Source organism: Methylobacterium sp. Leaf102, assembly GCF_001422425.1.
Classification (GTDB): Bacteria; Pseudomonadota; Alphaproteobacteria; order Rhizobiales; family Beijerinckiaceae; genus Methylobacterium.
This window is the reverse complement of record NZ_LMMX01000012.1, coordinates 33,144-58,223: the sequence shown is the minus strand read 5'-3', so window position 1 is coordinate 58,223 and position 25,080 is coordinate 33,144. Positions and strand designations below refer to the sequence as shown.

Genomic DNA, 25,080 nt, shown 5'->3' with positions numbered 1-25,080 from the left:
GGAAGGGGCGATCAGTCGAACAGCGCGTCGATGTCGCCCTGGTCGACGTGGCCAGCATCGCCGTCGAGCTTCGGCCCGTTGAGGAGCGAGTTCTCGTCCTCGATGTCGATCTTGCCGCCGTTGACGCCGAGGAGTTCGCTGAAGGTGTCGAGGCCGCCCCAGGCGTCGATCATCCGGTCGAGGTGTTCCTCGATGAATTTCAGCACGCCGACGATCTTGTTGATGCGCTGGCCGGTGAGATCCTGGAAGTTGCACGCCTCGAAGGCGACGACCACGCGCTCTAGGATGGCGTCGATGTTCTCGCGCCCCGCCATGGTGGTGGTCATGGCGCGCAGCATGCTGGCGTTGGTTTCGATCTCCTCGATGGCGCCGAGGATCGTGCTCGTGGCCTGCTCGGTGGAATCGACCACGGCGTCGAGCTCGCCCGCCACCCGGCGCATGCCCTTGCCGGTGTTCTCCGAGCGGTAGAGGGTCGCGATCTCCTGCTTGGTGCGGGTGATCGCATCCTTCATGATGTCGAGCTCGGAGCGCATGGCGAAGGCCTCGCTCAGCTCGCGCCGGCAGGCCTCCACCGTCTCCACGGTGCTCGTCTGGGTGACGCGGCGCAGGTCCTGGATCGCCGACAGGATCTCTTCGAGGCGGGTGTTGTTGAGGGCCACCGCCTCGGACGCGACGGCCGCCTCCGGTGCGGGCGTGGGAGCGCTCGCGGCGAGGCCGAGGCTGTCTTCGATGCGGTAACGTTTCGTGGTCATCGGTGAGATCAAGCCCGCCAGAGTTCAGCGAAGGGACCATCGGCCAAACTGGTTGCCATTTCTTGAATGCCGCAACGGTTGGGCAACCTTTACCACCCGTTCACGCTGAATCGGTTCCGGCGCCGTCGAGGACCGGTCTCGTGAAGGATTCACCACGTTCCTTCACCGGACGCCGACCCGCCCGACGCGATCCTGGCCCGAGACGGGACCCCATCGGGTCGGGTGTGTCGGGGGAAGATCATGCGGATCGAAGGGTGCGTGGCCGGCGTGGCGTTGGCCATGGGAATCGCCATGGGAATCACCGTGGGGGCCAGCCCGGCGGCGGCGCAGGCGGCGCCGGGCCGCTACGGCGGCGGCCTCATCGAATTCCTGATGAGCGATGCCCCGCCCCCTGCACCGGCCGGGGGCCGCTACGAGGCGGCGCCCATGCGCCGTCTCTCGTCGGGGGACCGTGTGCCCGAAGCCATGCCGCCGGCCGTCCCCGTGCCGCCGCGGGTCCGCCTCGCCGCCCTGCCGCCGGTCGAAGCGCGCCCGGAGGAGTCCGGACGCACACCGCAGATGTACGGGCGTCCTCCCGAAGCCTATGGGCGTGCGCCCGAGGCCTACGGACGCGCACCCCAGGCCTATGGGCGTGAGCCGGGGCCGGCCTACGGACAGCAGGGTGCCGAAACCATCGGCCGGGCAGCGGACCCGCGCTTCGCCCGTCAGGTCGTTGCGTATGACGGCGGCCAGCGTCCCGGCACCATCGTGGTCGATACGCCGGGGAAATTCCTCTACCTCGTCCAGCCCGGCGGGAAGGCGATCCGCTACGGCATCGGCGTCGGCCGCCCGGGCTTCGCCTGGTCGGGCCTCAAGTCCATCAGCCAGAAGCGGGAATGGCCCGACTGGACCCCGCCGTCGGAGATGATCCGGCGTCGTCCCGACCTGCCGCGCCACATGGCCGGAGGGCCCGGCAACCCGCTCGGCGCGCGGGCGCTCTACCTCGGTTCGTCGCTCTATCGCATTCACGGCACCAACGAGCCGCACACCATCGGCCAATCGGTCTCGTCGGGCTGCATCCGGATGATGAACGAGGACGTCATCGATCTGTACGAGCGCACCCCCGTGGGCACCCGCGTCGAGGTGCTCTGAAGGCAGGCAGACGGGCGCGGGAACGAAGCCCCTCGAAACGTAGAAAGGATCGGCCCCTTACCCGGAGCCGATCCTTTCGGGAATCGAAGCCCGGCCGCCCGGAGGGGGCGGCCGGAGCCGATCTCACACCCAGTCGTCGTCGCCACCGCCGCCGAGGTCGCCACCGAAATCGTCGCCCGCATCACCGCCGAACGACGCCTCCTGGAAGTCGCCGCCGCCGCCCAAGGCCGAGCCGAGGTCGGAATCACCGCCCGCCGCAGCACCGGAGGCCGGCAGACCGGCCGCTGCCGCGCTGCCGAGGGAGGAATGGCCGCCCGCGAAGGCGTTCGACAGGGCGCTTCCGAGGAGCATGCCGCCGGCCGCACCCGCCGCCATCGGCAGCGCAGTTGCCATGAAGCCGCCGCCTCGCGCCGGGGCCGCCTGCTGCTGGCCGCCCCACGGGCCGCCCTGCTGCGGACCGCCATAGCCCGGCTGCTGGCCGTATCCGGGCTGCGGCTGGCCATAGCCCGGCTGCTGCTGGCCGGGGCTGCCCCAGGCCTGACCGGCCGGACGCTGCGGCTCCTGGCGCGAGGACCCGCCGCCGAAGATGCTCGACAGGAACCCGCCGCCGCCCTGGGGCTGCTGCTGGCCTGCCTGCTTGGCCTGTTCGAGCTGCTGGTTGAGGCTCTTGATCGCCTCCTCCTGCACGTAGATGAGCTGCGCCATCGCGTAGGGTGCGTAGGGCTGGGCGCGCAGCTTGTCGGCGATGAAGCGCTCGGCTTCGAGATCGCGGGGCTGGCTCGCCGCCTGCTCCAGGCGCTGGAAAATGCCGCCGATGACGTCGCGTTCTTCGCTGTTCATGGAGTTGTCCTCCTGGGGCCAAGCCGGCGGCGTTCTCACCGCGCGAGCGGTTCACAGATGGGGAACGCCGTGGGCTTTTGTCAGGGGCTCAACGCAAACTCCGCCGTTCGGATGCATCGATCCGTCACGGGCGTGCGCCGGAACACGAAAAAGCCCGGCCTTTCGGCCGGGCTTCTCACGATGACGGGAGTCCGGTGGCGCTCCGAGGGAGYGCCGGTCGGGTCCTAGTACGAGCCGAACTTGTAGTTCAGGCCGGCGCGGACGACGGCGAACTCGGTGTCGCGGACCTGACGGCCACCGCTGGCCAGGACNGCCGGTCGGGTCCTAGTACGAGCCGAACTTGTAGTTCAGGCCGGCGCGGACGACGGCGAACTCGGTGTCGCGGACCTGACGGCCACCGCTGGCCAGGACGACGCCGGGGCTGTTGGTGAAGATGGTCGCGCCGGCGTTGTTGACGGCGAAGGCGCCGGCGTTGCGGTTGTTCTGCTCGAGGTTGACGTACAGGCCTTCGACCTTGAASGTCACGGCCGAGGACTTGAAGAAGTTGAAGAACGAGTCCGTGGGGAGCGCGTACTCGATGCCACCGCCGGCAGCCCAGCCGGTCTGGAAGCTGTCGCGGCTGCCGCTGTTCAGGCCGAACTCGCGTCCGCCGCCCGAACCGTAGGCGAAGCCGCCGGTGCCGTACACGAGGGTGCGGTCGAAGGCGTAGCCGAGGCGACCGCGGACGGTGCCGAAGTAGTCGAGGCTGGAGACRCCGGCCGGGTTGAACACCTGCTGGGCGGCGAKGGGGCCGGTGGCGGMGAAGCGGTTCCGCTCACGCCCGAAGTCGACGTACTGGGCGTCGGCCTCGACRCCGACGACGAMGCCGGAGCCCGGGGTGAACTGGTAGTTGTAGCCGATCTGGCCACCGCCGACGAAGCCGTCGTTGCTGCGGCCGTTGCCGAAGGCGATCGCCTGGGTGGTGCCCGGMMGRACCAGGGTGCTGGCGCYGTTCACGCCGATGACGGTCGGGGCGCTGTTGCTGGAGGCGTCGAAGCCGTAACCGGCGTTGAAACCGGCGTAGAAGCCCGTCCAGGTGAACACCGGCACCGGCACGAACACCGGCGGAGCCGCGCGGCGCGGAAGGTCGGCGGCNGAGGCGTCGAAGCCGTAACCGGCGTTGAAACCGGCGTAGAAGCCCGTCCAGGTGAACACCGGCACCGGCACGAACACCGGCGGAGCCGCGCGGCGCGGAAGGTCGGCGGCCGAGGCGACGGCGGTCAGGCCGGCGAGGACGGTCGTGGCGAGAAGCAGTCTTTTCATCGGGGTACTCGGTTCTGGATTGGCGAAAGCCGGCGCGCTTGTAGTCCCTGGACGCCGCGAGGTCTGTCGCTTTCCTGCAACATGAGCATCGGATAACCCAGCACATCTCAACGAAGGGTAAAGGTTAGCCGCAGGTCACCCCGACCTGGATCCGTCGGTGTTCCGGCGCACATTGACAGAATCCTAAGGATAGGACCGCCCTGACGGGGGATCGAGGAATTCAAGGCCTGCACACGTCTTCTTGACCGGATCCTGTCCTTGGCATGATCTTGCCACGCAGGCCGACCCATTTGTTTTTTAATGCTGGCTCTGCGCCGGACCCGGGGCTGCGCCCATCCTGGACGAGTGCCCGCAGGCCTTGCGTCGCGCAAACGGGCAAGCCGGAGATGAACGGCGTCGGCCTCGGCATGAGGCTCTCTTAACCGTGTCCGGCGAGAATAGGCCTCGATCGGCCCGACCGGGCCGCCAGACCGATGATCGCCCCCGCCATGCTTCCTCCCAGCCGTTACATCGACATTCCCCGGGCCGAGGATCCCCTCGAGGAGCGGGACGAGCCCGTGGCCCGGCGGCCCGGCACGCTCCTGCCCTGGACGATCAAGGTGTGCCTGACCCTCGGACTCGTCGCGCTGGGTACGACCCAGTACCTCTCGCGTGCCGTGGAGAGCGGGACCCTGCGCCAGCGCGAGGCACGGGCGGACGTCATGGACCCCGAGACCACGGGCTCCATCGGCGCGGTCGCGGCCCGCACCACCCTCGATCCCTGCACGGCGTCGGATCTCAGGCGCTGACACGGGACGGGCGCGGCCACGGCGCACGGTTCAGGCGGCTTCGGCGGCGAGGCCGCCAAACCGTCGCTGCCGGCTCGCGAAGGATCGAAGCGCGACGGCAAGATCGCTTCCGTCGAAATCCGGCCAGTGCCGCTGCGTGAAGTACAGCTCGGCATACGCGCTTTCCCAGAGCAGGAAGTCCGAGAGGCGCTGCTCGCCGCTGGTGCGGATGACGAGATCGACATCCGGCACGGGTCCGCCGCTGACGCGGTGCCCGAACTCGGCGGCGGACGGCGTGCCGGCCTGGGCGGCGGCGGCCAGGATCGCGGCGCGAGCGGAGTAATCGACGGCGATGCGAAGGTGCAGGGCGGTGCCGGCCGCCGTCAGGGCCTCGGCCTGCCCGATGGCCTCGGCGATGCCGTCGGGCAGGCGGTCCCGCCGGCCGATCACGTCGAGGCGCACCCCGGCCCGGGCGAGGCGTCCCGCCTCCTCCCGGAGGTAGCGCCGCAGCAGGCCCATGAGCGCGGCGACCTCGTCCGGCGGACGACGCCAGTTGTCGCCGGAGAAGGCGTAGAGCGTCAGGGTGGCGATGCCCTGGGCCGGCGCCGCCTCCACGACACGACGGATCGCCGCGACTCCGGCCTTGTGGCCCAGGGCCCGGGGCAGGCCCCGCGCCGTGGCCCAACGGCCGTTGCCGTCCATGATGATGCCGACGTGAAGGCCGGCTTGCGGAACGCTTTGCATCGTAAAGTTTCCTGGCGCGTGAAGGAAAGCTTCCTGGCGCGTGAAGGTGGGTGTGTCCGGGATCCGGTCGGGCGGCGGCCGGGCGTCCCTCATGAGACTCCCGCCGCACCGTTGGACGCAGGGCGGGAGCCGGCAGGGACCGGGAGTCCCGTGGGGTAATCCTCGTGGGATAATCTAGGCCGGCCGGGGCCGGCCGCCGGGCGCGGCGGTTCCCTCCGCGTCCCGGGCCGCCTCGGCGGCATCGCGCACCACGCGTTCCAGGACGGCGAGGTAGTCGAGGAAGCGCCGGCGCCCGGCGGCCGTCAGGCCGCAGGTGGTCTGGGGCCGGTTGCCGTCGTAACCCTTGCGGATCTCCACGAGGCCGGCCTCCTGCAGCACCTGGAGGTGGCGGCTGAGATTGCCGTCCGTGAGGCCGCACAGCTGCTTCAGGCTGGCGAAGGCGAGCCCCTTCGGATGGGCGATGAGCGAGGTGAGGAGGCCGAGGCGGGCCTTCTCGTGGATGACCCGGTCGAGCCCGTCATAGGCGAACGGGGCGTCGGTGCCGGGGACGTCCTGGGGGGGAATTGGGGCGGGCGGGGTGTCACATCTCGGCATCGTCGGCCTCCGAAGCGGCACGGACCACCAGCGCCATCAGGCCCTGGCCGACGGCGAAGGGCAGACCCATCGCCCAGGGTGAGAGACTGCGCTCCCAGCCCGTGACCACGAGCACCGCGAGGCCCGCGACGAGGTACCAGGCCGCCACGAGGGCGACGCCGCGCGGCATGACCCGGACCCCGGCGAAGATGCCGAGGCTGACGAGCACCTGCCACAGGCCCGGCAGCAGCCACAGGCTTTCGGGCGAGACCCGCGCGAGGACCAGGGCGAGGAGCGCCCCGGCCGCCCCCGCCGGCAGGAACTGCTCCACGGCGTCGTGGATCATCGCATCCCCGAGACCGCCCGTGTGTCGGCGGGCACGGGCCCGCATTTCCGCCCCGACGAGGCCGAGGGCGATGACGGCCGTGGCGACCCAGGCCCCGAAGAACAGCAGCGGCCGCGCATCCGGATCGTCGAGCAGAAGGGTCTGCGCCGTGGCGGTGGCGAGGGCCAGCCCGGCGGTGGCCGCGAAGGCCGCCGGGCCGTAGCCGCTGAAGGCGGTGCCGCGCACGAGCTGCGAGCGGATGGCGACGATGTCGGCCAGGGCCTTGTCGAGATCGGTCATGCCGCGCCTCTCAAACTCTATGGTGCAAAGTATACGGCCTCGCAAAGCCGACGCAAGGGCTTTCTTTGCCATGCAAAGTCCGGGTGTCAGGCGCCCCCGAGGAGCGCCGCGAGTGCCGGGGACAGGCCGGTGCTCGCGAGGGTGGGGGCGGCCCTCCCGAGCCCCCCTGCCCCGGCGGCAGCCAGCACCGCCCGGGTGCCGGCCTCCACCGAGCAGAGAACCGGTACGGGAACGGCGGGCTGGATGCGCGCGGCGAGACCGGCCAGGGCCGCGCCGCCCAGGATCACGGCCTCGGCGCCGTCCGCCTCGGCGCAGGCGCGGCAGGCGGCGGCGAGCTGGCTCAGGGCCGCGTCGGGATCGGCGGCGATCTCGCCGCCCGTCGGGGCGACGGTGCGGACGCAAGCCAACCGGTCGGACAGGCCGAGGGTGGCGACGAACTCCGTCAGCATCGGTCCCCACAGGACCCCACCCGTGACGATGGCGAAGCGTCCGCCGGCCCCGCAGGCCGCGCGGCAGGCGGCCTCGGCCATGCCGACCACCGGCACCCGCGAGACTTCGCGCAGGGCCATCAGCCCCGGATCGCCGAAGCAGGCGAGGTAGACCGCGTCGCACCCGTCGCCATGCGCCGCCAGGGCATCGAGGGCGGCGTGGCCGGCGATGGCGGAGGCCGCCCGGCTCGCGATGTAGCGGGCGCCGAAGCGTCCGGTCACGGCCACGATCTCGGCCGCCCCGCCGGCGATTCCCCGGACATGACCCGCCACCAGATCGGTGACCCCTTGCGTGGTGTTGGGATTGATGAGGAGGATCCGCGGGGGACGTTCGCTCGCGCGGACGATCGTCGATACGCCGTGGGACATCGCTCACCCCTCTCCGCCGCAGCATCGCCGGCCGTCGGAGCGACGGTGCTGCAGGCATCGCGCCGTTGGCAAGAGGCCGGGTTGGGCAAGAGGCCGGGCTGGGCAAGAGGCCGGGCTGGGCAAGAGACCGGGTTCGATCGAGAGCCCCGGGCCGACGGCGTGGATAAATCTCCGCCGCACCGCCGGCTCGATTGACAAGCCGGCACGAGGCTCTAAGTGTCCCCGCAACGCGTGTGCGCGGCGGGTCGTGTGTCGAAACCGCCCCTTGAAGCCGTCGCCGTGTCGATGCACTCCGCGCCGGTCGGTCGATTTCCCGCGCGCAACGGTTCTCATAGAATATGTCTTTTGCCGACCTCGGATTGAGCGACAAGGTCCTTCAGGCCGTCACGGCGGCCGGGTACACCGAGCCGACGCCGATCCAGGCCCAGGCCATCCCCCATGTGCTGGCCCGGCGCGACGTGCTGGGCATCGCCCAGACCGGCACCGGCAAGACGGCGGCCTTCACGCTGCCCATGCTGACCCTGCTGGAGAACGGCCGGGCGCGCGCCCGCATGCCGCGCACCCTCATCCTGGAGCCGACGCGTGAACTCGCCGCCCAGGTGGTGGAGAATTTCGATCGCTACGGCGTCAACCACAAGCTCAACGTGGCGCTCATCATCGGCGGCGTCTCCTTCGCCGACCAGGACGCCAAGCTCATGCGCGGCACCGACGTGCTCATCGCCACGCCGGGCCGGCTCCTCGACCATTTCGAGCGCGGCAAGCTCCTGCTCACGGGCGTCGAGCTCCTCGTCATCGACGAGGCCGACCGGATGCTCGACATGGGCTTCATCCCCGACATCGAGCGCATCGTGAAGATGGTGCCGTTCACCCGGCAGACCCTGTTCTTCTCGGCCACCATGCCGCCGGAGATCGAGCGGCTGGCCGACATGTTCCTGCATACGCCCCAGCGGATCGAGGTGGCCCGGCCCGCCTCCACCGCCGAGACCATCGTGCAGAAGCTGGTCGCCACGGGCTCCGAGGGCCACGAGAAGCGCGACCTCCTGCGCCGGCTCATCCGGGGCGAGGCCGAGCTCAACAACGGCATCATCTTCTGCAACCGCAAGCGCGACGTGGCGCTCCTGCAGAAGTCGCTCGCGAGCCACGGCTTCAACGTCGCGGCGCTCCACGGCGACATGGACCAGCGCGCCCGCACCATCGCGCTGGACGGCTTCCGCTCCGGCGAGGTGCCGCTGCTGGTGGCCTCCGACGTCGCCGCCCGCGGCCTCGACATCCCGGCCGTGAGCCACGTCTTCAACTTCGACGTGCCCCACCACCCGGAGGATTACGTCCACCGCATCGGCCGCACGGGCCGCGCCGGTCGCGCCGGCCACGCCTTCACCCTGGTGACCCGCTCCGACGAGCGCTCCATCACCGCCATCGAGAGCCTGATCGGCCAGCCGATCCCCTGGGCCGAGGGCGACCTCGGTGCCCTGCCGGAACCCTCCGCCGCCGCTCCGGCGAGCGAGGACGCGCCGACCCGGACCCGTCATCGCGGCAAGTCCGGCGAGACCCTACGCCGCCGGGGCGGTGGCGAGGCCGCCCGCGATCCCGCCCGGTCCGAGCCGCGGGCGCGCAAGGGCGGTGCCCGCCGGGGCAGCCCCGAGCGCGGACCGGCCCCGACGGTCGAGGCCGTGCCCGAGGCCGTCGTCGCACCGGTGCCGAGCCGGCCCCGCGAGCCCGCTCCCCAGCGCACGGAGCCGCGGCGCGACGAGCGCCGGCCTGCGCCCCGACGCCGCGGTGACGAGGATGACGGCGAGACGCCCGTCGGCCTCGGCTCGCACGTTCCGGCCTTCCTCCTGCGCCCGGCCGTGATCAAGACGCCCAAATAACCGCCCGGCCCCGGAAGCCGACGAACAGCAGTCCTCCCGCGACCCGAGTTTGGGCCGAAGCACCCGTGAAACGGGTGCCATTACCCGCGAAACGGGAGGAGGTCCGCGGCTCTTAACGGCCTCTCCACGATCTACCGGATAGGGTGCGCCTTCGGCTCTCCCCCGGTCGGCGAGAGGCCGGGAACGATCGCGTGGTTGGACGGACAATGGGCGGCAGTCAGGGTGACCGGGATCGGACCTTTGCGCTGGCCGAACGGGCCAATGCGCTGATGCGGGAGTACGGCCCTTCGGCGACGCCGCGGGCCTACACGGTCTGGTACACCTACGTGTCCGGCCTGCAGCCCACGATGAACGAAGCCGTCAAGCGTCTCACGGCGAAGGGCGCCCTGCTCGATTCCGACATCGACACCCTCTACGAAACCTATCTCGACGGGGAGCGCCTGGCGCGCGCGGCCGAGCGCACGAGCAGCACGGTGCTCTCCGAGATCGAGGGCGTCATGGAGGTGCTCGATCTCTCGCTGGGGTCCACGGCGCAGTACGGCGAATCCCTGCGGATCCTGTCGGACGATCTTGGCGGCTCGGGACTGGACCGGGCCCGCGTCCACGAAATCGTCGGCGCCCTCGTGGCCACCACCCGCGAGGTGACGTCCAACAACCGTGCCCTCGAGGCACGCATGCGCGAGAGCCGCAAGGAGATCGAATCCCTGCGCGAGACCCTGGAGGCGACCCGCCTCGAGAGCCTCACCGACCCGCTCACGGGCCTGTCGAACCGCAAGCAGTTCGAGGAGAGCCTGCACGCCATGGTCGAGGAATCCGTGGCCGACCGGGCACCGGCGAGCCTCATCGTCATCGACGTCGACTTCTTCAAACGCTTCAACGACGTCTACGGTCACCTCACGGGCGATCAGGTCCTGCGCCTCGTCGCCCTGGTGATGCGCGAGCACATCACCGCCCGCGCCACCCTGGCGCGCTTCGGCGGCGAGGAATTCGGCATCCTTCTGCCCGGAACGGACCGGGCCGAGGCCTGTGTCCTGGCCGAGAAGGTCCGCGCCAGCGTGATGGGACGCGACCTCGTCAAGCGCTCCACGGGGGAGTCGCTCGGCAAGATCACCATCTCCCTGGGGGTTGCCGCCGCGCGTTCCACCGACACCGCCGTGTCGCTGCTGGAGCGGGCGGACCAGTGCATGTTCAGGGCAAAGCGCGACGGCCGCAACCGCACGGTGGACGACGCCGAACCGCTGCCCCTGCCCGACGTCGCCTGACACCCGACAGGAGGGGGCCAAGCAGGCGGCCGCTCTAGCGAGACCTGCTCAGGGCCTCAGGCCGAGGCGCGTGCGGCGGCCGGGGCGACGGCCTCGGGGTTCACGGGCGTGATCGCCACGGACTCGCCGCAGCCGCAGGCCGAGGTCTGGTTCGGGTTGTTGAACACGAACTGCGAAGCGAGCTTGGTGGAGGTGAAGTCCATCTGGGTGCCGAGCAGGAACAGCAGCGCCTTCGGATCGACGAAGACCTTCACGCCACGATCCTCGACCATGTCCTCGCCGGGCTTCTGCCCGTCCGCGTATTCCATGGTGTAGGACATGCCGGCGCAGCCGCCGTTCTTCACGCCCACCCGCAGGCCGGCGATGGGACGGTCGGCATCGGCGATGATCGCCTTGATCCGCGTCGCCGCCGCGTCGGTGAGCGAGAGGACTTTGAAATTCGAAGCCATGGGGTCTCTCCGGCAGCCGGGTTCAAGGCCCGGGCGGTTGAGGGTGATCGGACGCGGTTAAGATAAGGATTGCGCGGGCCGTGGTCTACCACCCCTCACGCAGGTGCCGATGCCGCGTGCTAGACTGGCCGGATGGAAGAACCACCATGGCCGATGCCGCACGCCTCAGCATGACGCCCGAGGATTTCTTCGTCCGGCGGCGCGACCAGGACGAACTCTATGAACTCGTCGACGGTCACCCGGTGCCGCGATACCGGATGATGACCGGGGCGAGCATGCAGCACGACCGGGCGACGGTGAACATCATCGTGAGTTTGGGAACGCAGCTGCGCAGGAAATCCTGCCGCCCGACGACGGCCGACATCCCGGTCCAGACCAGCATCCGGGGCCTCCGTCGGCCCGACGTGATGGTCGAGTACGCCCCCTGGTGCCCGATACCGACGAGGCGCGCGAGCCCAGGCTCGTCGTGGCGGTGGCGTCGCCCTCGACCACGACGATCGATCAGACCCGCAAGGTCGAGGAGTACAAGCGCCACCCGACGCTGGCCACCATCCTGCTCGTCGAGACCGTGACGCCGCAGGCCCTGCTCTACCGGCGCGGCGCGGACGGCTGGGAGATCGAGACCTTCGAGGGGCTGGAGGCCGCTATCGACCTGTCCGACATCTACGACGGGCTCACCTTCCCGGGGCGCCGGGATCTCGCCAGCGAAGGCTGAACGCGGCTACCACATGTCCAGGGCGACGCGGGCCTCGTCGGACATGCGGCTCTGATCCCACGGCGGATCGAACACCATGGTGACGGCGCAGGCCTGGACGCCCGGCACGGCCGCGACCGCGGTCTCGACCCAGCCCGGCATCTCACCGGCCACGGGACAGCCCGGGGCGGTCAGGGTCATGTCGATGGCGACCGTGCGGTCGTCGGCGATGTCGACCTTGTAGATCAGGCCGAGTTCGTAGATGTCGGCCGGAATCTCCGGATCGTAGACGCTTTTCAGCGCCGCCACGATGTCGTCGGTGAGACGGTCGAGCTCCTCCGGCGGGATCGCCGAGGCGCTGGCGATGGCGGGGGTGTTGGCCCCGCCGGTGATGGCTGAATCGCTCATGGTTGGTCCTCGTGAGGGTCGGGGATCGTGTCCGATCCCCGACATGCGCCGCCCGGGCGGCGGCGCGCAGTCGCGCTTGCGGCGGGCCCGCCGCTGAGATTCCCGATCAGGCGAACATCATCTCGGCCTTGGCCAGGGCCTCGGCGAGGACGTCCACCTCTTCCCTGGTGTTATACAGTCCGAACGAGGCGCGACAGGTGGAGGTCGCACCGAAGCGCGTCAGCAGCGGCATGGCGCAGTGGGTCCCGGCCCGGATGGCGACGCCGTAGCGGTCGATCACCGTGGCGATGTCGTGGGCATGCGCGCCCTTCATCTCGAAGGCGATGACGCCGCCCTTGTCCTTGGCCGTACCGATCATCCGCACGGAGTTCATCGCCCCGAGCCGCTCCTGCGCATAGGCCAGCAGCGCGGCCTCATGCGCGGCTATGTTCTCGCGGCCGAGGGTCATCATGAATTCCAGCGCCGCGCCGAGGCCGACCGCCTCGACGATCGCCGGCGTGCCCGCCTCGAAGCGGTGGGGCGGGTCGTTGTAGGTGATGGAGTCCTGGGCGACCGTGCGGATCATCTCGCCGCCGCCCTGGTAGGGGGGCAGGCGCTCCAGCCATTCCTTCTTGCCGTAGAGCACGCCGATGCCGGTCGGCCCGTACACCTTGTGCCCGGTGAAGACGAAGAAGTCGCAATCGAGCGCCTTCACGTCGATGGGCTGGTGGACCGCGCTCTGAGCCCCGTCGAGGAGCACCGGCACGCCGTGCGCATGGGCGATGCGCACGATCTCGGCCGCCGGCGTCACCGTGCCGAGCACGTTCGACATGTGCGTGATCGCCACCATTTTCGTGCGGGGCGAGAAGAGCTTCTCGTATTCCTCGACGAGGAAGTTGCCCTCGTCGTCGACGGGCGCCCACTTGATCACCGCACCGCGTCGTTCCCGCAAAAAGTGCCAGGGCACGATGTTGGAATGGTGCTCCATGATCGAGAGGATGATCTCGTCGCCCTCGCCGATCTGGCCGAGCAGCCCCATGGACGAGGCCACGAGGTTGTAGGCCTCCGTGGCGTTGCGCGTGAAGATGATCTCGTCGGTGGAGTCGGCGTTGAGGAACTGCCGGGTGGTCTCGCGCGCGCCCTCGAAGCCCTCGGTCGCGGCGTTCGCCATGAAGTGCAGCCCGCGATGGACGTTGGCGTAGCCGGTCTCCATGCAGCCCACCATGGCGTCGATGACCGCGCGCGGCTTCTGCGAGGAGGCCGCGTTGTCGAGATAGACCAGGGGCTTGCCGTAGACTTTCTGGGCCAGGATCGGGAACTCCGCCCGGATCGCCTGGACGTCGTAGGGGGTGTTCGGGACGGGTGCGTTCATGGCGATACCTGTTGGGTGTCGGACGTGCGCGACCCTCCCCCCTTCTGCGGGGGGAGGGTCTTGGCAGGGTGCGCTCAGCCGCGCGCCTTCAACCACGCCTCGACGGTGCCGATCAGCGCCGCGCGGGCGCCCTCGTGGCCGACCGACTCGATGGCAGCCCCCAGGAAGGCCTGGACCAGTAGGCTTTCGGCTTCCGCCTTCGGCAGCCCGCGCTGCATGAGGTAGAACAGGAGATCGTCGTCGAGGGCCCCGCAGGTGGCGCCGTGGCCGCAGGCGACGTCGTCGGCGAAGATCTCGAGCTCGGGCTTGTTCATCATCTGCCCTTCGTCGGACAGGATGAGGCAGGCCGACATCATCTTGCCGTCGGTCTGCTGGGCCGCCTGCTGGACGATGATCTTGCCCTGGAACACGCCCGTGGCGGCCCCGTCCACCACGGTCTTGAACAGCTCACGGCTGACCCCGCCCGTGGCGGCGTGGTCGGCGAGGAAGGTGGTGTCGGCCAATTGCTTGCCGTTGAGCATGGCGGCGCCGTTGACTACCGCGCGGGCGTCGGCCCCGGCGAAGTTGAGGTAGACCTGATGGCGCGAGAGCACGGCGCCCACCACCACGTTGACGGTCTCGATGGCGGACTCGGCACCGAGCCGGGCCGACAGGGTCGAGAGCGCCACGGCCTCGCGGCCTTCCGCGTTGAGGCGCGCGTGCCGGAAGGTGGCGCGATCGCCGATGACCACGTCCACGGCGTCGTTGGGCTGGTAAGCGATGCCGTCCGGCCCCTCGTGGCTCTCGAGGATCAGCGCCTCCGCGCCCTCACCCAGGGTCACGAGCACGCGCGTGGCGGTCGAATAGGCCTCCGTGCCGGTGCCGATGAAGCGCAGATGCAGCGGCGTCTCGACCTTGGCGCCGGCCTCCACCGAGATCAGGGCACCGTCCGCCAGGAAGGCGGTGTTGAGCTGATAGATCGCGTTTTCGGAGGCCTGCTTCACCGGGGTCAGCTGCGCGAGGCGTGCATCCCCATCGGTCAGGGCTTGCGTGAGCGGCGTCACGGTGATGCCGGCCGGAATGCGGGTGAGGTCGGATTCGGCCTCGATGAGATGGCCATTGACGAAGGTGAGGCGCACGGCCTCGATCCCGGCAAAGCCCTTGGCCTCGGCGGACGCCGCCTTGGCGGTCTCGGCCGAGGGCATCTCCGCCGGATGGGCGGCATCACGGAACGCCGAGCGGAGATCCGTGTACTTGAACGCCTCGACGCGGCGGGTGGGCAGGCCGACCGCCTCGAAGTAGCGGAACGCCTCCTCGCGGGCGATGGACACGCCCGTGGGGTACTTCATCCTGGTGGCTTCGAAGAGCTTGGACAGCCCGGTCTCGGCCGCGGTGCGGAGGGGGGTGATGTCGGCCATGATCAGGCGGCCTCGCCGGTGCGGTACTCGGCGTAGCCCGACGCTTCGAGGGCCTTGGCGAGATCCTTGTCGCCCGACTTCACGATCTGGCCCTGCGACATGACGTGGACCACGTCCGGCACGATGTAGTCGAGCAGGCGCTGGTAGTGGGTGATGACGAGGAACGAGCGGCCCTGTGCACGGAGCGCGTTCACGCCGCCGGAAACGATGCGCAGGGCATCGATGTCGAGGCCGGAATCGGTCTCGTCGAGCACGCAGAACTTCGGCTCCAAGAGGGCCATCTGCAGGATCTCCATGCGCTTCTTCTCGCCGCCGGAGAACCCGACGTTGAGGGCGCGCTTGAGCATCTCCTTGTTGATCTCCAGCTTTTCCGCCGCCGCGTTCACCTTGCGGATGAAGTCCGGCGTCGTCAGCTCGCCCTCGCCGCGCGCCCGGCGCTGGGCGTTGAGCGTCGCCTTGAGGAAGGTCATGGTGCCGACGCCCGGGATCTCCAGCGGGTACTGGAACGCCAGGAACACGCCGCTCGCGGCGCGCTCGTCGGGGCTCATCTCGAGGATGTTCACGCCGTCGAGGAGGATCTCGCCGCTGGTGACCTCGTAGTCCTCTTTCCCCGCGATGACGTACGAGAGAGTCGACTTGCCCGAGCCGTTCGGCCCCATGATGGCAGCGACCTCGCCGTCCTTCACGGTGAGGTTGAGACCGTTGAGGATCTGCTTGTCCTCGATGGCGACGGTGAGGTTCTTGATTTCGATCATTTTAGTCTAAGTCCTTCAAACCATTCATCGTGCATCGCTTTGAGGAACGCGATGTCCTTGGCCGGAAGGCCTGAACGATCGCCGATCACCGCGTCGATGTTGCACCGTGGACACAAGGCGGTTTCCTCGCGAGGAAGCCAGTCCCTGATCTCGTCCGGCAGGAATACAGCAAGGCAAAAGAAGCAACCGCATGCGACGCTACTCGTCACCTCTTCAGCATGCCGAGCGCTATGCTTATGCACAGATCTCAGCATGCTCTTTTCGTAGGCCACTACGAGAGGCTTAGCCCACCGAGCCTTCGAGGCTGATCGAGATCAGCTTCTGGGCCTCGACGGCGAACTCCATCGGCAGCTGCTGCAGCACGTCGCGGACGAAGCCGTTGACGATGAGCGCGGTCGCCTCCTCGTTGGAGAGGCCACGCTGCTGGCAGTAGAACATCTGGTCTTCCGAGATCTTCGAGGTGGTGGCCTCGTGCTCGAACTGCGCGGAGGAATTCTTCGACTCGATATAGGGCACGGTGTGCGCGCCGCACTGGTCGCCGATGAGGAGCGAGTCGCAGTTGGTGAAGTTGCGCGCGCCCGTCGCCTTGCGGTGCGCCGAGACGAGGCCCCGGTAGGTGTTCTGCGAGCGTCCGGCCGAGATGCCCTTCGAGATGATCCGGCTGGTGGTGTTCTTGCCCAGATGGATCATCTTGGTGCCGGAATCGACCTGCTGCATGCCGTTCGACACGGCGATGGAGTAGAACTCGCCCCGTGAATTGTCGCCGCGCAGGATGCAGGACGGGTACTTCCAGGTGATGGCCGAGCCGGTCTCGACCTGCGTCCACGAGATCTTCGAGTTGGCGCCCCGGCAATCGCCGCGCTTGGTGACGAAGTTGTAGATGCCGCCCTTGCCGTCGTTGTCGCCCGGATACCAGTTCTGGACCGTCGAGTACTTGATCTCGGCGTCGTCGAGGGCAACGAGCTCGACCACGGCCGCGTGGAGCTGGTTGTCGTCGCGCTTCGGGGCGGTGCAGCCCTCGAGGTACGAGACGTAACTACCCTTGTCGGCGATGATTAGGGTCCGCTCGAACTGGCCGGTGTCGCGCTCGTTGATGCGAAAATAGGTCGACAGCTCCATCGGGCAGCGCACGCCCGGCGGAATGTAGACGAACGATCCGTCGGAGAAGACCGCCGAATTCAGGGTCGCGAAGAAGTTGTCGGTCACGGGCACGACCGAGCCGAGGTACTTCTTGATGAGGTCCGGATACTCGCGGATGGCTTCCGAGATCGGCATGAAGATCACGCCGGCCTTCGACAGTTCGGCCTTGAAGGTGGTGGCCACCGAGACCGAGTCGAACACCGCGTCGACGGCGACCCGGCGCTCGGGGGCGATGCCCTCCAGCACCTCGACCTCGCGGAGCGGAATGCCGAGTTTTTCGTACGTTTTCAGAATTTCTGGATCGATTTCATCCAAGGACATGGCGGCAGGCCGCTTCGGGGCCGCATAGTAATAAATATCCTTGTAGTCGACCTTGTCATAGGAGACCCGGGCCCAGTCGGGCTCCTGCATGGTCTGCCAGCGCTTGTAGGCGTCGAGGCGCCAGGCGAGCATCCACTCGGGCTCGTCCTTCTTGGCCGAGATGAAGCGGATCACGTCCTCGGAGATGCCCTTTTCGGACTTCTCCATCTCGATGGTGGTCTCGAATCCATACTTGTACTGGTCGAGGTCGATGGATCGGACCCGGTCGATGGTTTCCTGCACGGCAGGCATTGGCGTCTCCTGATCGACCCGGCGTCAAGGGCCGGGCGTGTTCGCGAGAAATGGTTTGGGCGGGCCGCCGGTCAGGCGGCCTGCCCTCGCCGTCGATATAGGGTGTCGACGAGGCGTTCGCAGGCGGCGAGACAGCGCGTCCCGTCGCTTATCGTGCTGTTCCACCCGAGACTGACGCGCAGGGCCCCTGCGGCCAGGGCGGGGCTGACGCCCATGGCGGCGAGGACCGGTGAGCGGGCGACCTTGCCCGACGCGCAGGCCGACCCGGACGAGAGCGCGACGCCGGCGAGATCCAGCGCCATCAGGGCCGTCGGCGCATCGAGGCCCGGAATGGAGAAGCTCACGGTGTTGGGCAGGCGCGGTGCGGCCTCGCCGAACACCACGAGGTCGGGCGCCAAGGCCCGCAGCCCTGCCTCGATGGTATCCCGCAGAGCCTCCTGCGTCTCGCCGAGCCCGACCATCTCGGCCGCCACCCCCATGCCGACGAGGCCCGACAGGTTCTCGGTGCCGCCGCGCAGGCGCCCCTCCTGGCCGCCGCCCCGCAGGAACGCCGAATCCAAGGTGACGCCCTCGGCGAGCACCAGGGCGCCGACGCCCCGGGGGGCGGCGAACTTGTGGCCCGAGAGGGTGAGGGCATCGAGGCCGAGGCCGGAAAAATCGAGCGGGATCTTGCCCACCGCCTGCACGGCGTCGGAATGGACGAGGGCCCGGCCGTGGCCGCGCGCCAGGGCGACGACCTCGGCGAGCGGCTGGATCACGCCGGTCTCGTTGTTGGCCGCATGAACCGAGACGAGGACGCCCTCCCCCCGGTGCCGGTCGAGGCAGGCGGCGAGGGCGGCGAGATCGATGATGCCGCTGGCATCCACCGGAACCACGTCGACGCGCTCGGCCGGGAAGCGATGGCCGGCCGACACGCAGGCATGTTCGGTGGAACCGATCGCCAGCCGGGTCGGCGCCGGCTCGCCGGATCGGCGCAGGGCGCCGGACAGCACGGTGTTGGCGGCCTCGGTGCCGCCGCTCGTGAACACGACCCGCCCCGAGCCGACGCCGACGAGGCCGCCCACCTGCACGCGCGCGCGCTCCAGGGCGGCGCGGGCCGCACGCCCCTCGGCATGCACCGAGGACGGGTTGCCCGGGAGGGCGAGCGCCCGCGCCACGGCCGCAGCGACCTCCGGCCGAACCGGCGAGGTCGCGTTGTGGTCGAGATAGGCGCGCGGCGAAGTCATGCTGGCGAAGTCATGGGGCGAAAACCACTGGCGGTCTCAAGGTCGAGGACGACAAATCCTTGCTTTTGCCCCCCACGATCATGCTAAGGCGCCGAAGAACCATGTTCCGACACCCCGTCGTGCAAGGGACGCAGCGACCCGGACGCGCCCGAACCGCTTGTTTAGAATAATTCTAGTCCACTAGAACCATTCTAAGAGCGCTTTTAAGTTCGTGCCCCGTCGAGTCAAGGCGTTCCGCGCGGGGCCTGCGTTGCGTCTGCCGTCGCGCGCCACGTCCTGAAGCTTGTGAGAGATCCATGCCCGAAGTCATCTTCACCGGTCCGGCCGGCCGTCTCGAGGGACGCTACCAGGCCCCCAAGAAGAAGGGCGCGCCCATCGCCATCGTGCTCCACCCGCACCCGCAGTTCGGTGGCACGATGAACAATCAGATCGTGTACAATCTGTTCTACACCTTCGCCAACCGGGGCTTCGCCGCCCTGCGGTTCAACTTCCGCGGGGTCGGACGCAGCCAGGGCGCGTTCGATCACGGCACCGGCGAACTCTCCGACGCCGCCTCGGCCCTCGACTGGGTGCAGTCGGTCAACCCGGAGGCCCGCGCCTGCTGGATCGCCGGCGTGTCGTTCGGATCGTGGATCGGGATGCAGCTGCTCATGCGGCGCCCGGAGATCGAGGGCTTCATCTCCATCGCCGCCATGGCCAACCGCTACGATTTCACTTTCCTGGCGCCGTGCCCGTCGTCGGGCCTGTTCGTCCACGGCTCCGAGGACCGGGTGGCCCCGGCCCGCGAGGTGATGCCGGTGATCGAGAAGGTGAAGGTGCAGAAGGGCGTCATCATCGAGCACCAGATGGTCGAGGGCGCCAACCACTTCTTCGACGGCAAGGTCGACGAGCTGACCCGGACCGTGGACACCTACCTCGACAAGCGCCTCGGCACGAAGGAAATGACCGCCTGAGGTGGACTCGCCGCAACCGGACTTGCCGCGTTCCCCTTCCCTCACGGGGAGGGGGTCTAGCCCCGGTAAGCCACCAGCACGGCCCCCGTGGCGATGAACGCCACCCCGAGCCAGTTCGCCGGGGACAGCCGCTCGCCGAGGAAGACAGCCCCGAAGATCGCCACCAGCACCACGCTCAGCTTGTCGACGGGTGCGACACGGCTGGCTTCGCCGAGTTTGAGAGCGCGAAAGTAGCAGATCCACGAGCCCCCGGTGGCGAGGCCCGACAGGACCAGAAACACGTAGGTCCGGCCCGACACCGACCCGAAGGGCTGCCACTGCCCGGTGCCAACGAGAATGGCACCGAGCGCGCAGAGAATGACGATGGTCCGGATGAAGGTGGCGAAATCGGAATTGACGTTGGCGATCCCCACCTTCGCGAAGATCGCGGTCAGGGCCGCGAAGGCGGCCGAAAGCAGCGCCCAGAACGGCCAGGACCCGAGCAGGGATTTCACGGAGCGACGCCCGCCGAGAACCGATTCCAGTCCTCAGGAAGGGCAACACCCAGCAGAGTCGTCACAGTCCCCTCAATGCTGGGGAGCCGTAGTGAAGGCGCCGCCGCGGATCCGGTCCGGGAAGCCCTCGGCGTAGCGGGCGGTCGCCTCCTCGCCATAGGTCATCACCAGCTCCTGGAACGCCGCGAACAGGGCGGCCTGGGCCATGCAGTCGCCGTCGAGGCCGTCGAGACAGCCTTCGGCGAAGGCCTCCGACACGTAGCCGAGCGCGGCGCGCTTGCTGTCGATATCCGCCTCGAAGGGCGCTTGGGCTGATTCAGCGTGCATGGCCACAGCATCGTTGGCGCCGAAGAAACGCTCGGCACGTTGGGATGATGATAGGGCGCACGGCCGGGCCCGCAAAGCCAGGAATTGCGAAGCGGTTAACGCCGGCGCTCGAATTGCGCGGATTCAGCCTTGCCCGCGCGGGTGTGGCCCAGCCGCATCATCCCCCGAACCGGCTCGCCAGGGCATGCGACAGGCGCTCGCCCTCGGTCACGAACCGGGTGGCCGCCTCCTGCGCCGACGGGGTGCAGACCCGGTAGGTCAGGGCGTAGCCGCGATAGCCCCGGTTGTAGGCGCCGGCGAGGCGATCGCGCCGCCCGGGGGTCACGCCCTCGGCTTCCAGCAGCGCCTTCATCCGCACTGGCCACTGGCCCGCATCGGGGGCGGTGCAGAGCTCGCGCAGGAACGCCAGCGCCCCGACGATCTCGGAAAGCCGCATCAGGTCGCGGTCGTAGGGCGCCGGCGGCGGCTCGGGGGCGGGGGCCGGCTCCTTCTCGGCCGGCCTGTCGCTCCGGGGGGCGGCGCGGGCGGCGCCCCCCCGCCCCTGCTGGGCCTCGGCCCCCGGAATCGTCGCCAGAATCAGGCAGAGGGCGAGAGCGGCAACCGGTCCGGGCTTCGTCACGCGGCGGGTGTCCCGGGCAGTTCGGATATTCCATGCCCGGCGACCCGGGCGAACGCGGCCGCCACGGTGCCGTCGAGGCCGGGCGTGGTGTCGAGGCCGGCGAGGTCGGCCAGGGTCGCCCAGCGCACGGCGAGCGCCTCGGGCCCCGGCGCCGGTTCGCCACCGGTCCACAGGGCGGCGTGGGGATGGACGACGTAATGGTGGCGGGTCCGGCCGTCCTCGGCCCGCAGGATGATCTCCGTCGGGGCCAGCACACCCACCACCGCGGCCGTGAGGCCGACCTCTTCGCGGAGCTCCCGCAGGGCGGCGTCGGCGAGCGCCTCGCCGGCCTCGACCAGGCCGCCCGGCAGGGTCCAGACGCCGCGCATGGGCGCGTTCGCCCGGGCGGCGACGAGCACCCGGTCGCCCCGGATCACCGCGATGGAGGCGCCGACGAAGGGCCGCGTCGGGAACAGGCGCGTGGCGTCGTCGGGCGATGCCGGTTCACTCATGGACGACAGCTCACGGATTGGGGCTCACCACGGCGATGCGCCCGTCGGCGAGGCCAACGAGGAGGCGGGCGGCCGCCCCGGCCCCGAGGGTGGCGACGCCGAAGGCGGCGGGCGCCGGCAGGGGCGCGAGGGCGCGCTCCGTGATGGCGCCCTTCAGGGACACGATCGCGAGGGCCGAGCGGTCGGCCACCGGCACGGCGAGGTCCACGGCCCCGTCGCGGGGAAGGAGCGCCGCCAGATCGGGACCGCCCTCGCCCGGTGCCGCGGCGTCGTAGCCGGGTGCCGACAGAAGGGGCCGCAGGGCGCCGCCCTCGTAGGCCCACAGCCGCAGCCGCGCGGTTCCGTCGGCCGAGCCCGTCGCGGCGACCTGCATCCGGCCGGTGCCGGAGAAATCCGCGACGCCCGCCACCTGGAGCGGCCTGCCGGGCTCGGCGGGGCTGCGCGCCCGCACGCTCCAGCCGGACTCGGCGGGCTCGACGACCATCAGCGAGGACCCGTCCTCGGTCTCGCCCACCGCCAGGATGGCGGGGCGGCCGTCGAAGGCCGCGATGCGTGGCGCGCGCGGGGCGAAGGCGGGATCGGGCGCGGGCCGGACCGTCGCGGTGGCGACGGGCACGGCCTTCGGCTCCGCACTCATGGGAACGACCTTCCGCTCGCGGATCACGAGCGCGCCCGCGCCCAGCCGGCCGCGCACCGTCACGGGCTCGGCGAGATGGGCCGAGAGGGCGCCGGACAGCGCCCGGCGGGACCCGGGAAGTGCCCCGCGCGGGGTCTCGGCGGCGGCCAGCCCCTCGACGGCCTCGCGGCCGAGGAGCGTCGCGGTGACGTGCCCGTCGACGAGGGCGAGGACCGCGCCCCCCGCCTCTCCCCAGACCACGGCGATGGGCCCCCCCTCCGCCGCCGCGCCCGTCCCGCCCGGCTTCGGCCGCGCCAGGGGGAGGAGGCCGGAGGTCGCCACCGCGATGGCGACCTCGCTGCCGGGACCGCGCAGGGCGCTCGCCGAGAACGGCAGGTCGAGAATCGTGACGGCCGGCTCGGCGGCGGCCGGGAGCGGAAGGGCGACGAGCAGCAGGGCAACGAGGCGCGCGGGCGACCGCCCCCGTTCAGACATGCTGGCCGCCGTTGATGTGCAGCTCGGCGCCGTTCACGTAGGACGAGGCCTCGGTGCACAGGAAGTAGATCGCCTTGGCCACCTCGTCGGGGGTGCCGAGACGGCGCTGCGGGATGCCGGCGACGATCTTGTCCGTGCCGGGCGACAGGATGGCGGTGTCGATCTCGCCCGGCGAGATCGCGTTGACCCGCACCCCGAGGGGTCCGAAATCGCTCGCCATCTCGCGGGTGAGGCCGGCGAGCGCCGCCTTCGAGGTACCGTAGGCGGCGCCCGCGAAGGGATGGACGCGGGACCCCGCGATGGAGGTGACGTTGACGATGGAGCCCTTGGCCCGGGTCAGCTCCTCGCACAGGCCGCGCGCGAGCAGGAGCGGCGCGAACACGTTGACCTGGAACACCTTGCGCCAGTCGCCGAACTCCGTGGCGATGGCGCCGAGGCGCTCGCCGTTGGCGCCTTTGGGCGAAATTCCCGCGTTGTTGACGAGGGCGTGGAGCAGGCCGCCCTCGTCGGCGAGGCGCCCGGCCACTTCCCGGATCCCCCGCATGGTGTCCTCGGGATCGGCCAGATCGACCTGGAGGTGATCCTCCGGCCCCATTTCCCACGGGCAGTTCTCGGGAAACGCGTGGCGCGAGCAGGTGATCACCCGCCAGCCGGCCGCCGAGAAGCGCTTGACGGTGGCGTGGCCGATGCCGCGGCTGGCCCCCGTGAGCAGCATGACGCGGCGGCGTTCGTTGGAGGATGTGGCCAAGACCGTTCCTTCGGGATCGGGAGGCGGTCAACGAAAGAGCACCCGCCGCACCGGCCTCAAGGTCTAAGCGCCGCCGGTCCTAAAATCCAGGGTCCATCCCGCGCCGCACCAAGCGGCGGCGCCCGCCCTCGGGGATCGTGCCCCCACCCCATCGGGTCACGGATAGAGCCGGGCCCCCGCCCAGCCATCGCCGGCACGCGTGAACCGCACCCGGTCGTGCAGGCGGAACGGGCCGTCCTGCCAGAACTCGATCGAGACCGGCGCGACCCGAAAACCGATCCAGTTCTCCGGGCGCGGCACCGGACCGTCCTCGAACCGGGCGGCCAGCGCCGCCACCTCCGCCTCCAGGGTGGCCCGGTCGGCGAGCGGCCGCGATTGCCGGCTGGCATGGGCGCCGATGCGGCTGTCACGGGCCCGGCTGGCGAAATACGCGTCGGCCTCCTCGGGGGTCACATGGGACACGGGGCCGCGGGCGCGGATCTGCCGGCGCAGGCTCTTCCAATGCAGCACCAGGGCGGCCTGGGGGTTCTGCGCCAGTTCCTCGCCCTTGGCCGAGTCGGTGTTGGTGTAGAACACGAACCCGCGCGCATCGACGCCCTTCAGGAGAACCATCCGCACGTCGGGCAGGCCGTCCGAGCCGGCGGTGGCCAGCGCCATGGCGTTGGCGTCGTTGGGCTCCGACGCCTCCGCTTGCGCCATCCAGGCGGCGAACAGGGCCCAGGGATCCGTCGCGCGGGTGAAGTCGTTCGACGGGGCGAGGTCATCGATCCTTAACCGATCCAAGGCGAACATCCTGGCTAACGTGAGATCCGGGTCGGGGGGCACCGACGTGGGGCGCGGTTGGCCATCGGTCCTCTCCCGTCGTGAGATCAAGTGTAATGCGTCGGTGCGACTTTAGGACGAAAGGGGCGGCGGCCAAGGTCCCCGCCGCGGGTTTTTCGCGACGGACCACGGCTTGCGGCGGAACGCGCCGCCCTTCCCGCGCGGCGTCGCATGCCTGGCGTGCCCTCGCCGCCCTGGTGTTCCTGCCCCTGTCGGGCTGCGGCCTGCCGATCATCACCTTCCAGACCGAGACCGTCGCGGAAGCCGCCCTGCCGCCGGAACCGACGAGCACCGGCAGCATCGCGCGTCCGCCCGAAAGCTTCGGCCGCGACCTCGGGGCCGAGGATTGGCGCCGGGCGCACGCGGCCCTGTCGGTGGCCCTCGATCCGCAGGGCAACGGCCGCCCGGTGAAGTGGGACAACCCCGAGACCAGCCTGCGCGGCTCGGTCAATCCGACGGGCCTGCCCTACGTGTCCAACGATCAGGTCTGCCGCGACTTCCTCGCCTCGGTGATCGCGCCCGGCCGGAGCCGGTTTCTGCGCGGCACCGGCTGCAAGCCCTCGGGGGGCGAGTGGGCCCTGAAGCGCGTGCGCGGCACCAAGACGGCGATCTGACGCCGGCAACACGGCCTGACACTGGCGGCCTGACACTGGCGGCCTGACGCTGGAAGGAACCGCCCGGGAAACGGCGCCCGCGATGGTGCGCCGGCGAAATCTCCGGGCCTCGCGTTGCGAACCGGCCGCGAACCGTCCACATCAGGCG

Annotated in this window: 29 protein-coding genes and 1 pseudogene; 7 read left to right on the top strand and 23 right to left on the bottom strand. The window is 70.0% G+C overall.

Annotation, left to right across the window (positions count from 1 at the left end):
* Window positions 1–11: 11 nt before the first annotated feature.
* Window positions 12–752: a protein phosphatase CheZ gene (locus tag ASF27_RS08460; RefSeq protein ID WP_056169668.1), complete on the bottom strand. Its 741-nt coding sequence runs from the start codon at window positions 750–752 to the stop codon at window positions 12–14.
* A gap of 240 nt (window positions 753–992) precedes the next feature.
* Between ASF27_RS08460 and ASF27_RS22165 the strand changes: the two genes are divergently transcribed.
* A complete protein-coding gene (locus ASF27_RS22165; protein ID WP_056359268.1) occupies window positions 993–1,883 on the top strand; it encodes a L,D-transpeptidase in 891 nt (296 codons plus the stop codon).
* A gap of 123 nt (window positions 1,884–2,006) precedes the next feature.
* Here the strand turns inward: ASF27_RS22165 and ASF27_RS08450 are convergent, their stop codons facing one another.
* Entirely contained in the window at window positions 2,007–2,723 is a 717-nt protein-coding gene (locus ASF27_RS08450) for a DUF2076 domain-containing protein (RefSeq protein WP_056260446.1), read from the bottom strand.
* Window positions 2,724–3,047: 324 nt separating this feature from the next.
* Window positions 3,048–3,857: pseudogene (locus ASF27_RS08445) on the bottom strand (porin family protein); the annotation flags it as partial.
* Between the two features lie 656 nt (window positions 3,858–4,513).
* On the opposite strand from ASF27_RS08445, the gene ASF27_RS08440 reads away from it, so the two are divergent.
* Window positions 4,514–4,813, top strand: coding sequence for a hypothetical protein (locus tag ASF27_RS08440; RefSeq protein WP_156368958.1), 300 nt, complete (start codon window positions 4,514–4,516; stop codon window positions 4,811–4,813).
* Between the two features lie 30 nt (window positions 4,814–4,843).
* Here the strand turns inward: ASF27_RS08440 and ASF27_RS08435 are convergent, their stop codons facing one another.
* The 4 genes from ASF27_RS08435 to ASF27_RS08420 all read right to left on the bottom strand — a co-directional run bounded on the left by ASF27_RS08435 (window position 4,844) and on the right by ASF27_RS08420 (window position 7,591).
* Complete coding sequence (locus ASF27_RS08435) at window positions 4,844–5,536, bottom strand: di-trans,poly-cis-decaprenylcistransferase (protein WP_056174925.1); 693 nt, start codon at window positions 5,534–5,536, stop codon at window positions 4,844–4,846.
* A 174-nt stretch (window positions 5,537–5,710) separates the two neighbouring features.
* Window positions 5,711–6,130 carry a transcriptional regulator gene (locus ASF27_RS08430; RefSeq protein WP_056359265.1) on the bottom strand — a complete coding sequence of 140 codons (420 nt, stop codon included), beginning with the start codon at window positions 6,128–6,130 and terminating at the stop codon, window positions 5,711–5,713.
* Window positions 6,117–6,734, bottom strand: coding sequence for a hypothetical protein (locus ASF27_RS08425; protein WP_056359262.1), 618 nt, complete (start codon window positions 6,732–6,734; stop codon window positions 6,117–6,119). The genes ASF27_RS08430 and ASF27_RS08425 overlap by 14 nt, the downstream gene beginning before the upstream one ends.
* An 86-nt stretch (window positions 6,735–6,820) precedes the next feature.
* The gene (locus tag ASF27_RS08420; RefSeq protein WP_056359259.1) at window positions 6,821–7,591 is read right to left on the bottom strand and encodes an aspartate/glutamate racemase family protein; all 771 of its coding nucleotides are present in this window, start codon (window positions 7,589–7,591) and stop codon (window positions 6,821–6,823) included.
* Window positions 7,592–7,929: 338 nt separating this feature from the next.
* On the opposite strand from ASF27_RS08420, the gene ASF27_RS08415 reads away from it, so the two are divergent.
* On the top strand, window positions 7,930–9,459 hold the full coding sequence (locus ASF27_RS08415; protein ID WP_056174915.1) for a DEAD/DEAH box helicase: 1,530 nt from the start codon (window positions 7,930–7,932) through the stop codon (window positions 9,457–9,459).
* A 206-nt stretch (window positions 9,460–9,665) separates the two neighbouring features.
* On the top strand, window positions 9,666–10,721 hold the full coding sequence (locus ASF27_RS08410; protein WP_056174914.1) for a GGDEF domain-containing protein: 1,056 nt from the start codon (window positions 9,666–9,668) through the stop codon (window positions 10,719–10,721).
* 56 nt (window positions 10,722–10,777) lie between these two features.
* On the opposite strand, the gene ASF27_RS08405 is transcribed toward ASF27_RS08410, so the two are convergent.
* Together ASF27_RS08405 and ASF27_RS23050 are read right to left on the bottom strand one after the other, a co-directional pair.
* Window positions 10,778–11,170 (bottom strand): iron-sulfur cluster assembly accessory protein, encoded by a 393-nt coding sequence (locus ASF27_RS08405; protein ID WP_056174912.1) that lies wholly within the window; start codon window positions 11,168–11,170, stop codon window positions 10,778–10,780.
* Window positions 11,171–11,405: 235 nt separating this feature from the next.
* Complete coding sequence (locus tag ASF27_RS23050; RefSeq protein ID WP_244480953.1) at window positions 11,406–11,552, bottom strand: hypothetical protein; 147 nt, start codon at window positions 11,550–11,552, stop codon at window positions 11,406–11,408.
* A gap of 45 nt (window positions 11,553–11,597) precedes the next feature.
* Here ASF27_RS23050 and ASF27_RS23045 point away from each other — a divergent pair, with 45 nt between their 5' ends.
* Window positions 11,598–11,885 (top strand): Uma2 family endonuclease, encoded by a 288-nt coding sequence (locus tag ASF27_RS23045; RefSeq protein ID WP_244480952.1) that lies wholly within the window; start codon window positions 11,598–11,600, stop codon window positions 11,883–11,885.
* A 6-nt stretch (window positions 11,886–11,891) separates the two neighbouring features.
* Here the strand turns inward: ASF27_RS23045 and ASF27_RS08395 are convergent, their stop codons facing one another.
* The 7 genes from ASF27_RS08395 to ASF27_RS08370 form a co-directional block, all read right to left on the bottom strand.
* Window positions 11,892–12,272: an SUF system Fe-S cluster assembly protein gene (locus tag ASF27_RS08395; protein ID WP_056095958.1), complete on the bottom strand. Its 381-nt coding sequence runs from the start codon at window positions 12,270–12,272 to the stop codon at window positions 11,892–11,894.
* Between the two features lie 106 nt (window positions 12,273–12,378).
* Window positions 12,379–13,623 carry a cysteine desulfurase gene (locus tag ASF27_RS08390; RefSeq protein WP_056359256.1) on the bottom strand — a complete coding sequence of 415 codons (1,245 nt, stop codon included), beginning with the start codon at window positions 13,621–13,623 and terminating at the stop codon, window positions 12,379–12,381.
* A gap of 74 nt (window positions 13,624–13,697) precedes the next feature.
* Complete coding sequence (gene sufD / locus ASF27_RS08385; RefSeq protein ID WP_056174908.1) at window positions 13,698–15,020, bottom strand: Fe-S cluster assembly protein SufD; 1,323 nt, start codon at window positions 15,018–15,020, stop codon at window positions 13,698–13,700.
* Between the two features lie 2 nt (window positions 15,021–15,022).
* Window positions 15,023–15,775, bottom strand: coding sequence for a Fe-S cluster assembly ATPase SufC (gene sufC, locus ASF27_RS08380; RefSeq protein WP_056174905.1), 753 nt, complete (start codon window positions 15,773–15,775; stop codon window positions 15,023–15,025).
* Window positions 15,772–16,029, bottom strand: a complete 258-nt coding sequence (locus ASF27_RS21495; protein ID WP_082478895.1) for a cytoplasmic protein — start codon at window positions 16,027–16,029, stop codon at window positions 15,772–15,774. The genes sufC and ASF27_RS21495 overlap by 4 nt, the downstream gene beginning before the upstream one ends.
* A gap of 28 nt (window positions 16,030–16,057) precedes the next feature.
* A complete protein-coding gene (gene sufB / locus ASF27_RS08375) occupies window positions 16,058–17,527 on the bottom strand; it encodes a Fe-S cluster assembly protein SufB (RefSeq protein WP_056359253.1) in 1,470 nt (489 codons plus the stop codon).
* A 71-nt stretch (window positions 17,528–17,598) separates the two neighbouring features.
* Window positions 17,599–18,753: a cysteine desulfurase family protein gene (locus ASF27_RS08370; protein ID WP_056359250.1), complete on the bottom strand. Its 1,155-nt coding sequence runs from the start codon at window positions 18,751–18,753 to the stop codon at window positions 17,599–17,601.
* A gap of 296 nt (window positions 18,754–19,049) precedes the next feature.
* Here ASF27_RS08370 and ASF27_RS08365 point away from each other — a divergent pair, with 296 nt between their 5' ends.
* Complete coding sequence (locus tag ASF27_RS08365; RefSeq protein WP_056359247.1) at window positions 19,050–19,706, top strand: alpha/beta hydrolase; 657 nt, start codon at window positions 19,050–19,052, stop codon at window positions 19,704–19,706.
* 56 nt (window positions 19,707–19,762) lie between these two features.
* Here ASF27_RS08365 and ASF27_RS08360 read toward each other — a convergent pair whose 3' ends face one another.
* The 7 genes from ASF27_RS08360 to pdxH form a co-directional block, all read right to left on the bottom strand.
* Complete coding sequence (locus ASF27_RS08360; protein WP_056359243.1) at window positions 19,763–20,200, bottom strand: EamA family transporter; 438 nt, start codon at window positions 20,198–20,200, stop codon at window positions 19,763–19,765.
* A 72-nt stretch (window positions 20,201–20,272) separates the two neighbouring features.
* Window positions 20,273–20,527, bottom strand: a complete 255-nt coding sequence (locus tag ASF27_RS08355; protein ID WP_056174896.1) for a hypothetical protein — start codon at window positions 20,525–20,527, stop codon at window positions 20,273–20,275.
* A 157-nt stretch (window positions 20,528–20,684) separates the two neighbouring features.
* Window positions 20,685–21,146 carry a TIGR02301 family protein gene (locus ASF27_RS08350; protein ID WP_056174893.1) on the bottom strand — a complete coding sequence of 154 codons (462 nt, stop codon included), beginning with the start codon at window positions 21,144–21,146 and terminating at the stop codon, window positions 20,685–20,687.
* Window positions 21,143–21,637 carry an NUDIX hydrolase gene (locus ASF27_RS08345; protein ID WP_056359240.1) on the bottom strand — a complete coding sequence of 165 codons (495 nt, stop codon included), beginning with the start codon at window positions 21,635–21,637 and terminating at the stop codon, window positions 21,143–21,145. Before ASF27_RS08345 ends, ASF27_RS08350 begins: the two co-directional genes overlap by 4 nt.
* A 10-nt stretch (window positions 21,638–21,647) precedes the next feature.
* The gene (locus ASF27_RS08340) at window positions 21,648–22,748 is read right to left on the bottom strand and encodes a hypothetical protein (RefSeq protein WP_056359237.1); all 1,101 of its coding nucleotides are present in this window, start codon (window positions 22,746–22,748) and stop codon (window positions 21,648–21,650) included.
* Window positions 22,741–23,463: an SDR family oxidoreductase gene (locus ASF27_RS08335; RefSeq protein ID WP_056095925.1), complete on the bottom strand. Its 723-nt coding sequence runs from the start codon at window positions 23,461–23,463 to the stop codon at window positions 22,741–22,743. Before ASF27_RS08335 ends, ASF27_RS08340 begins: the two co-directional genes overlap by 8 nt.
* A 189-nt stretch (window positions 23,464–23,652) precedes the next feature.
* The gene (gene pdxH / locus ASF27_RS08330) at window positions 23,653–24,288 is read right to left on the bottom strand and encodes a pyridoxamine 5'-phosphate oxidase (protein WP_082478893.1); all 636 of its coding nucleotides are present in this window, start codon (window positions 24,286–24,288) and stop codon (window positions 23,653–23,655) included.
* 224 nt (window positions 24,289–24,512) lie between these two features.
* Between pdxH and ASF27_RS08325 the strand changes: the two genes are divergently transcribed.
* Entirely contained in the window at window positions 24,513–24,932 is a 420-nt protein-coding gene (locus ASF27_RS08325; RefSeq protein ID WP_244473001.1) for an RT0821/Lpp0805 family surface protein, read from the top strand.
* Window positions 24,933–25,080: the final 148 nt, after the last annotated feature.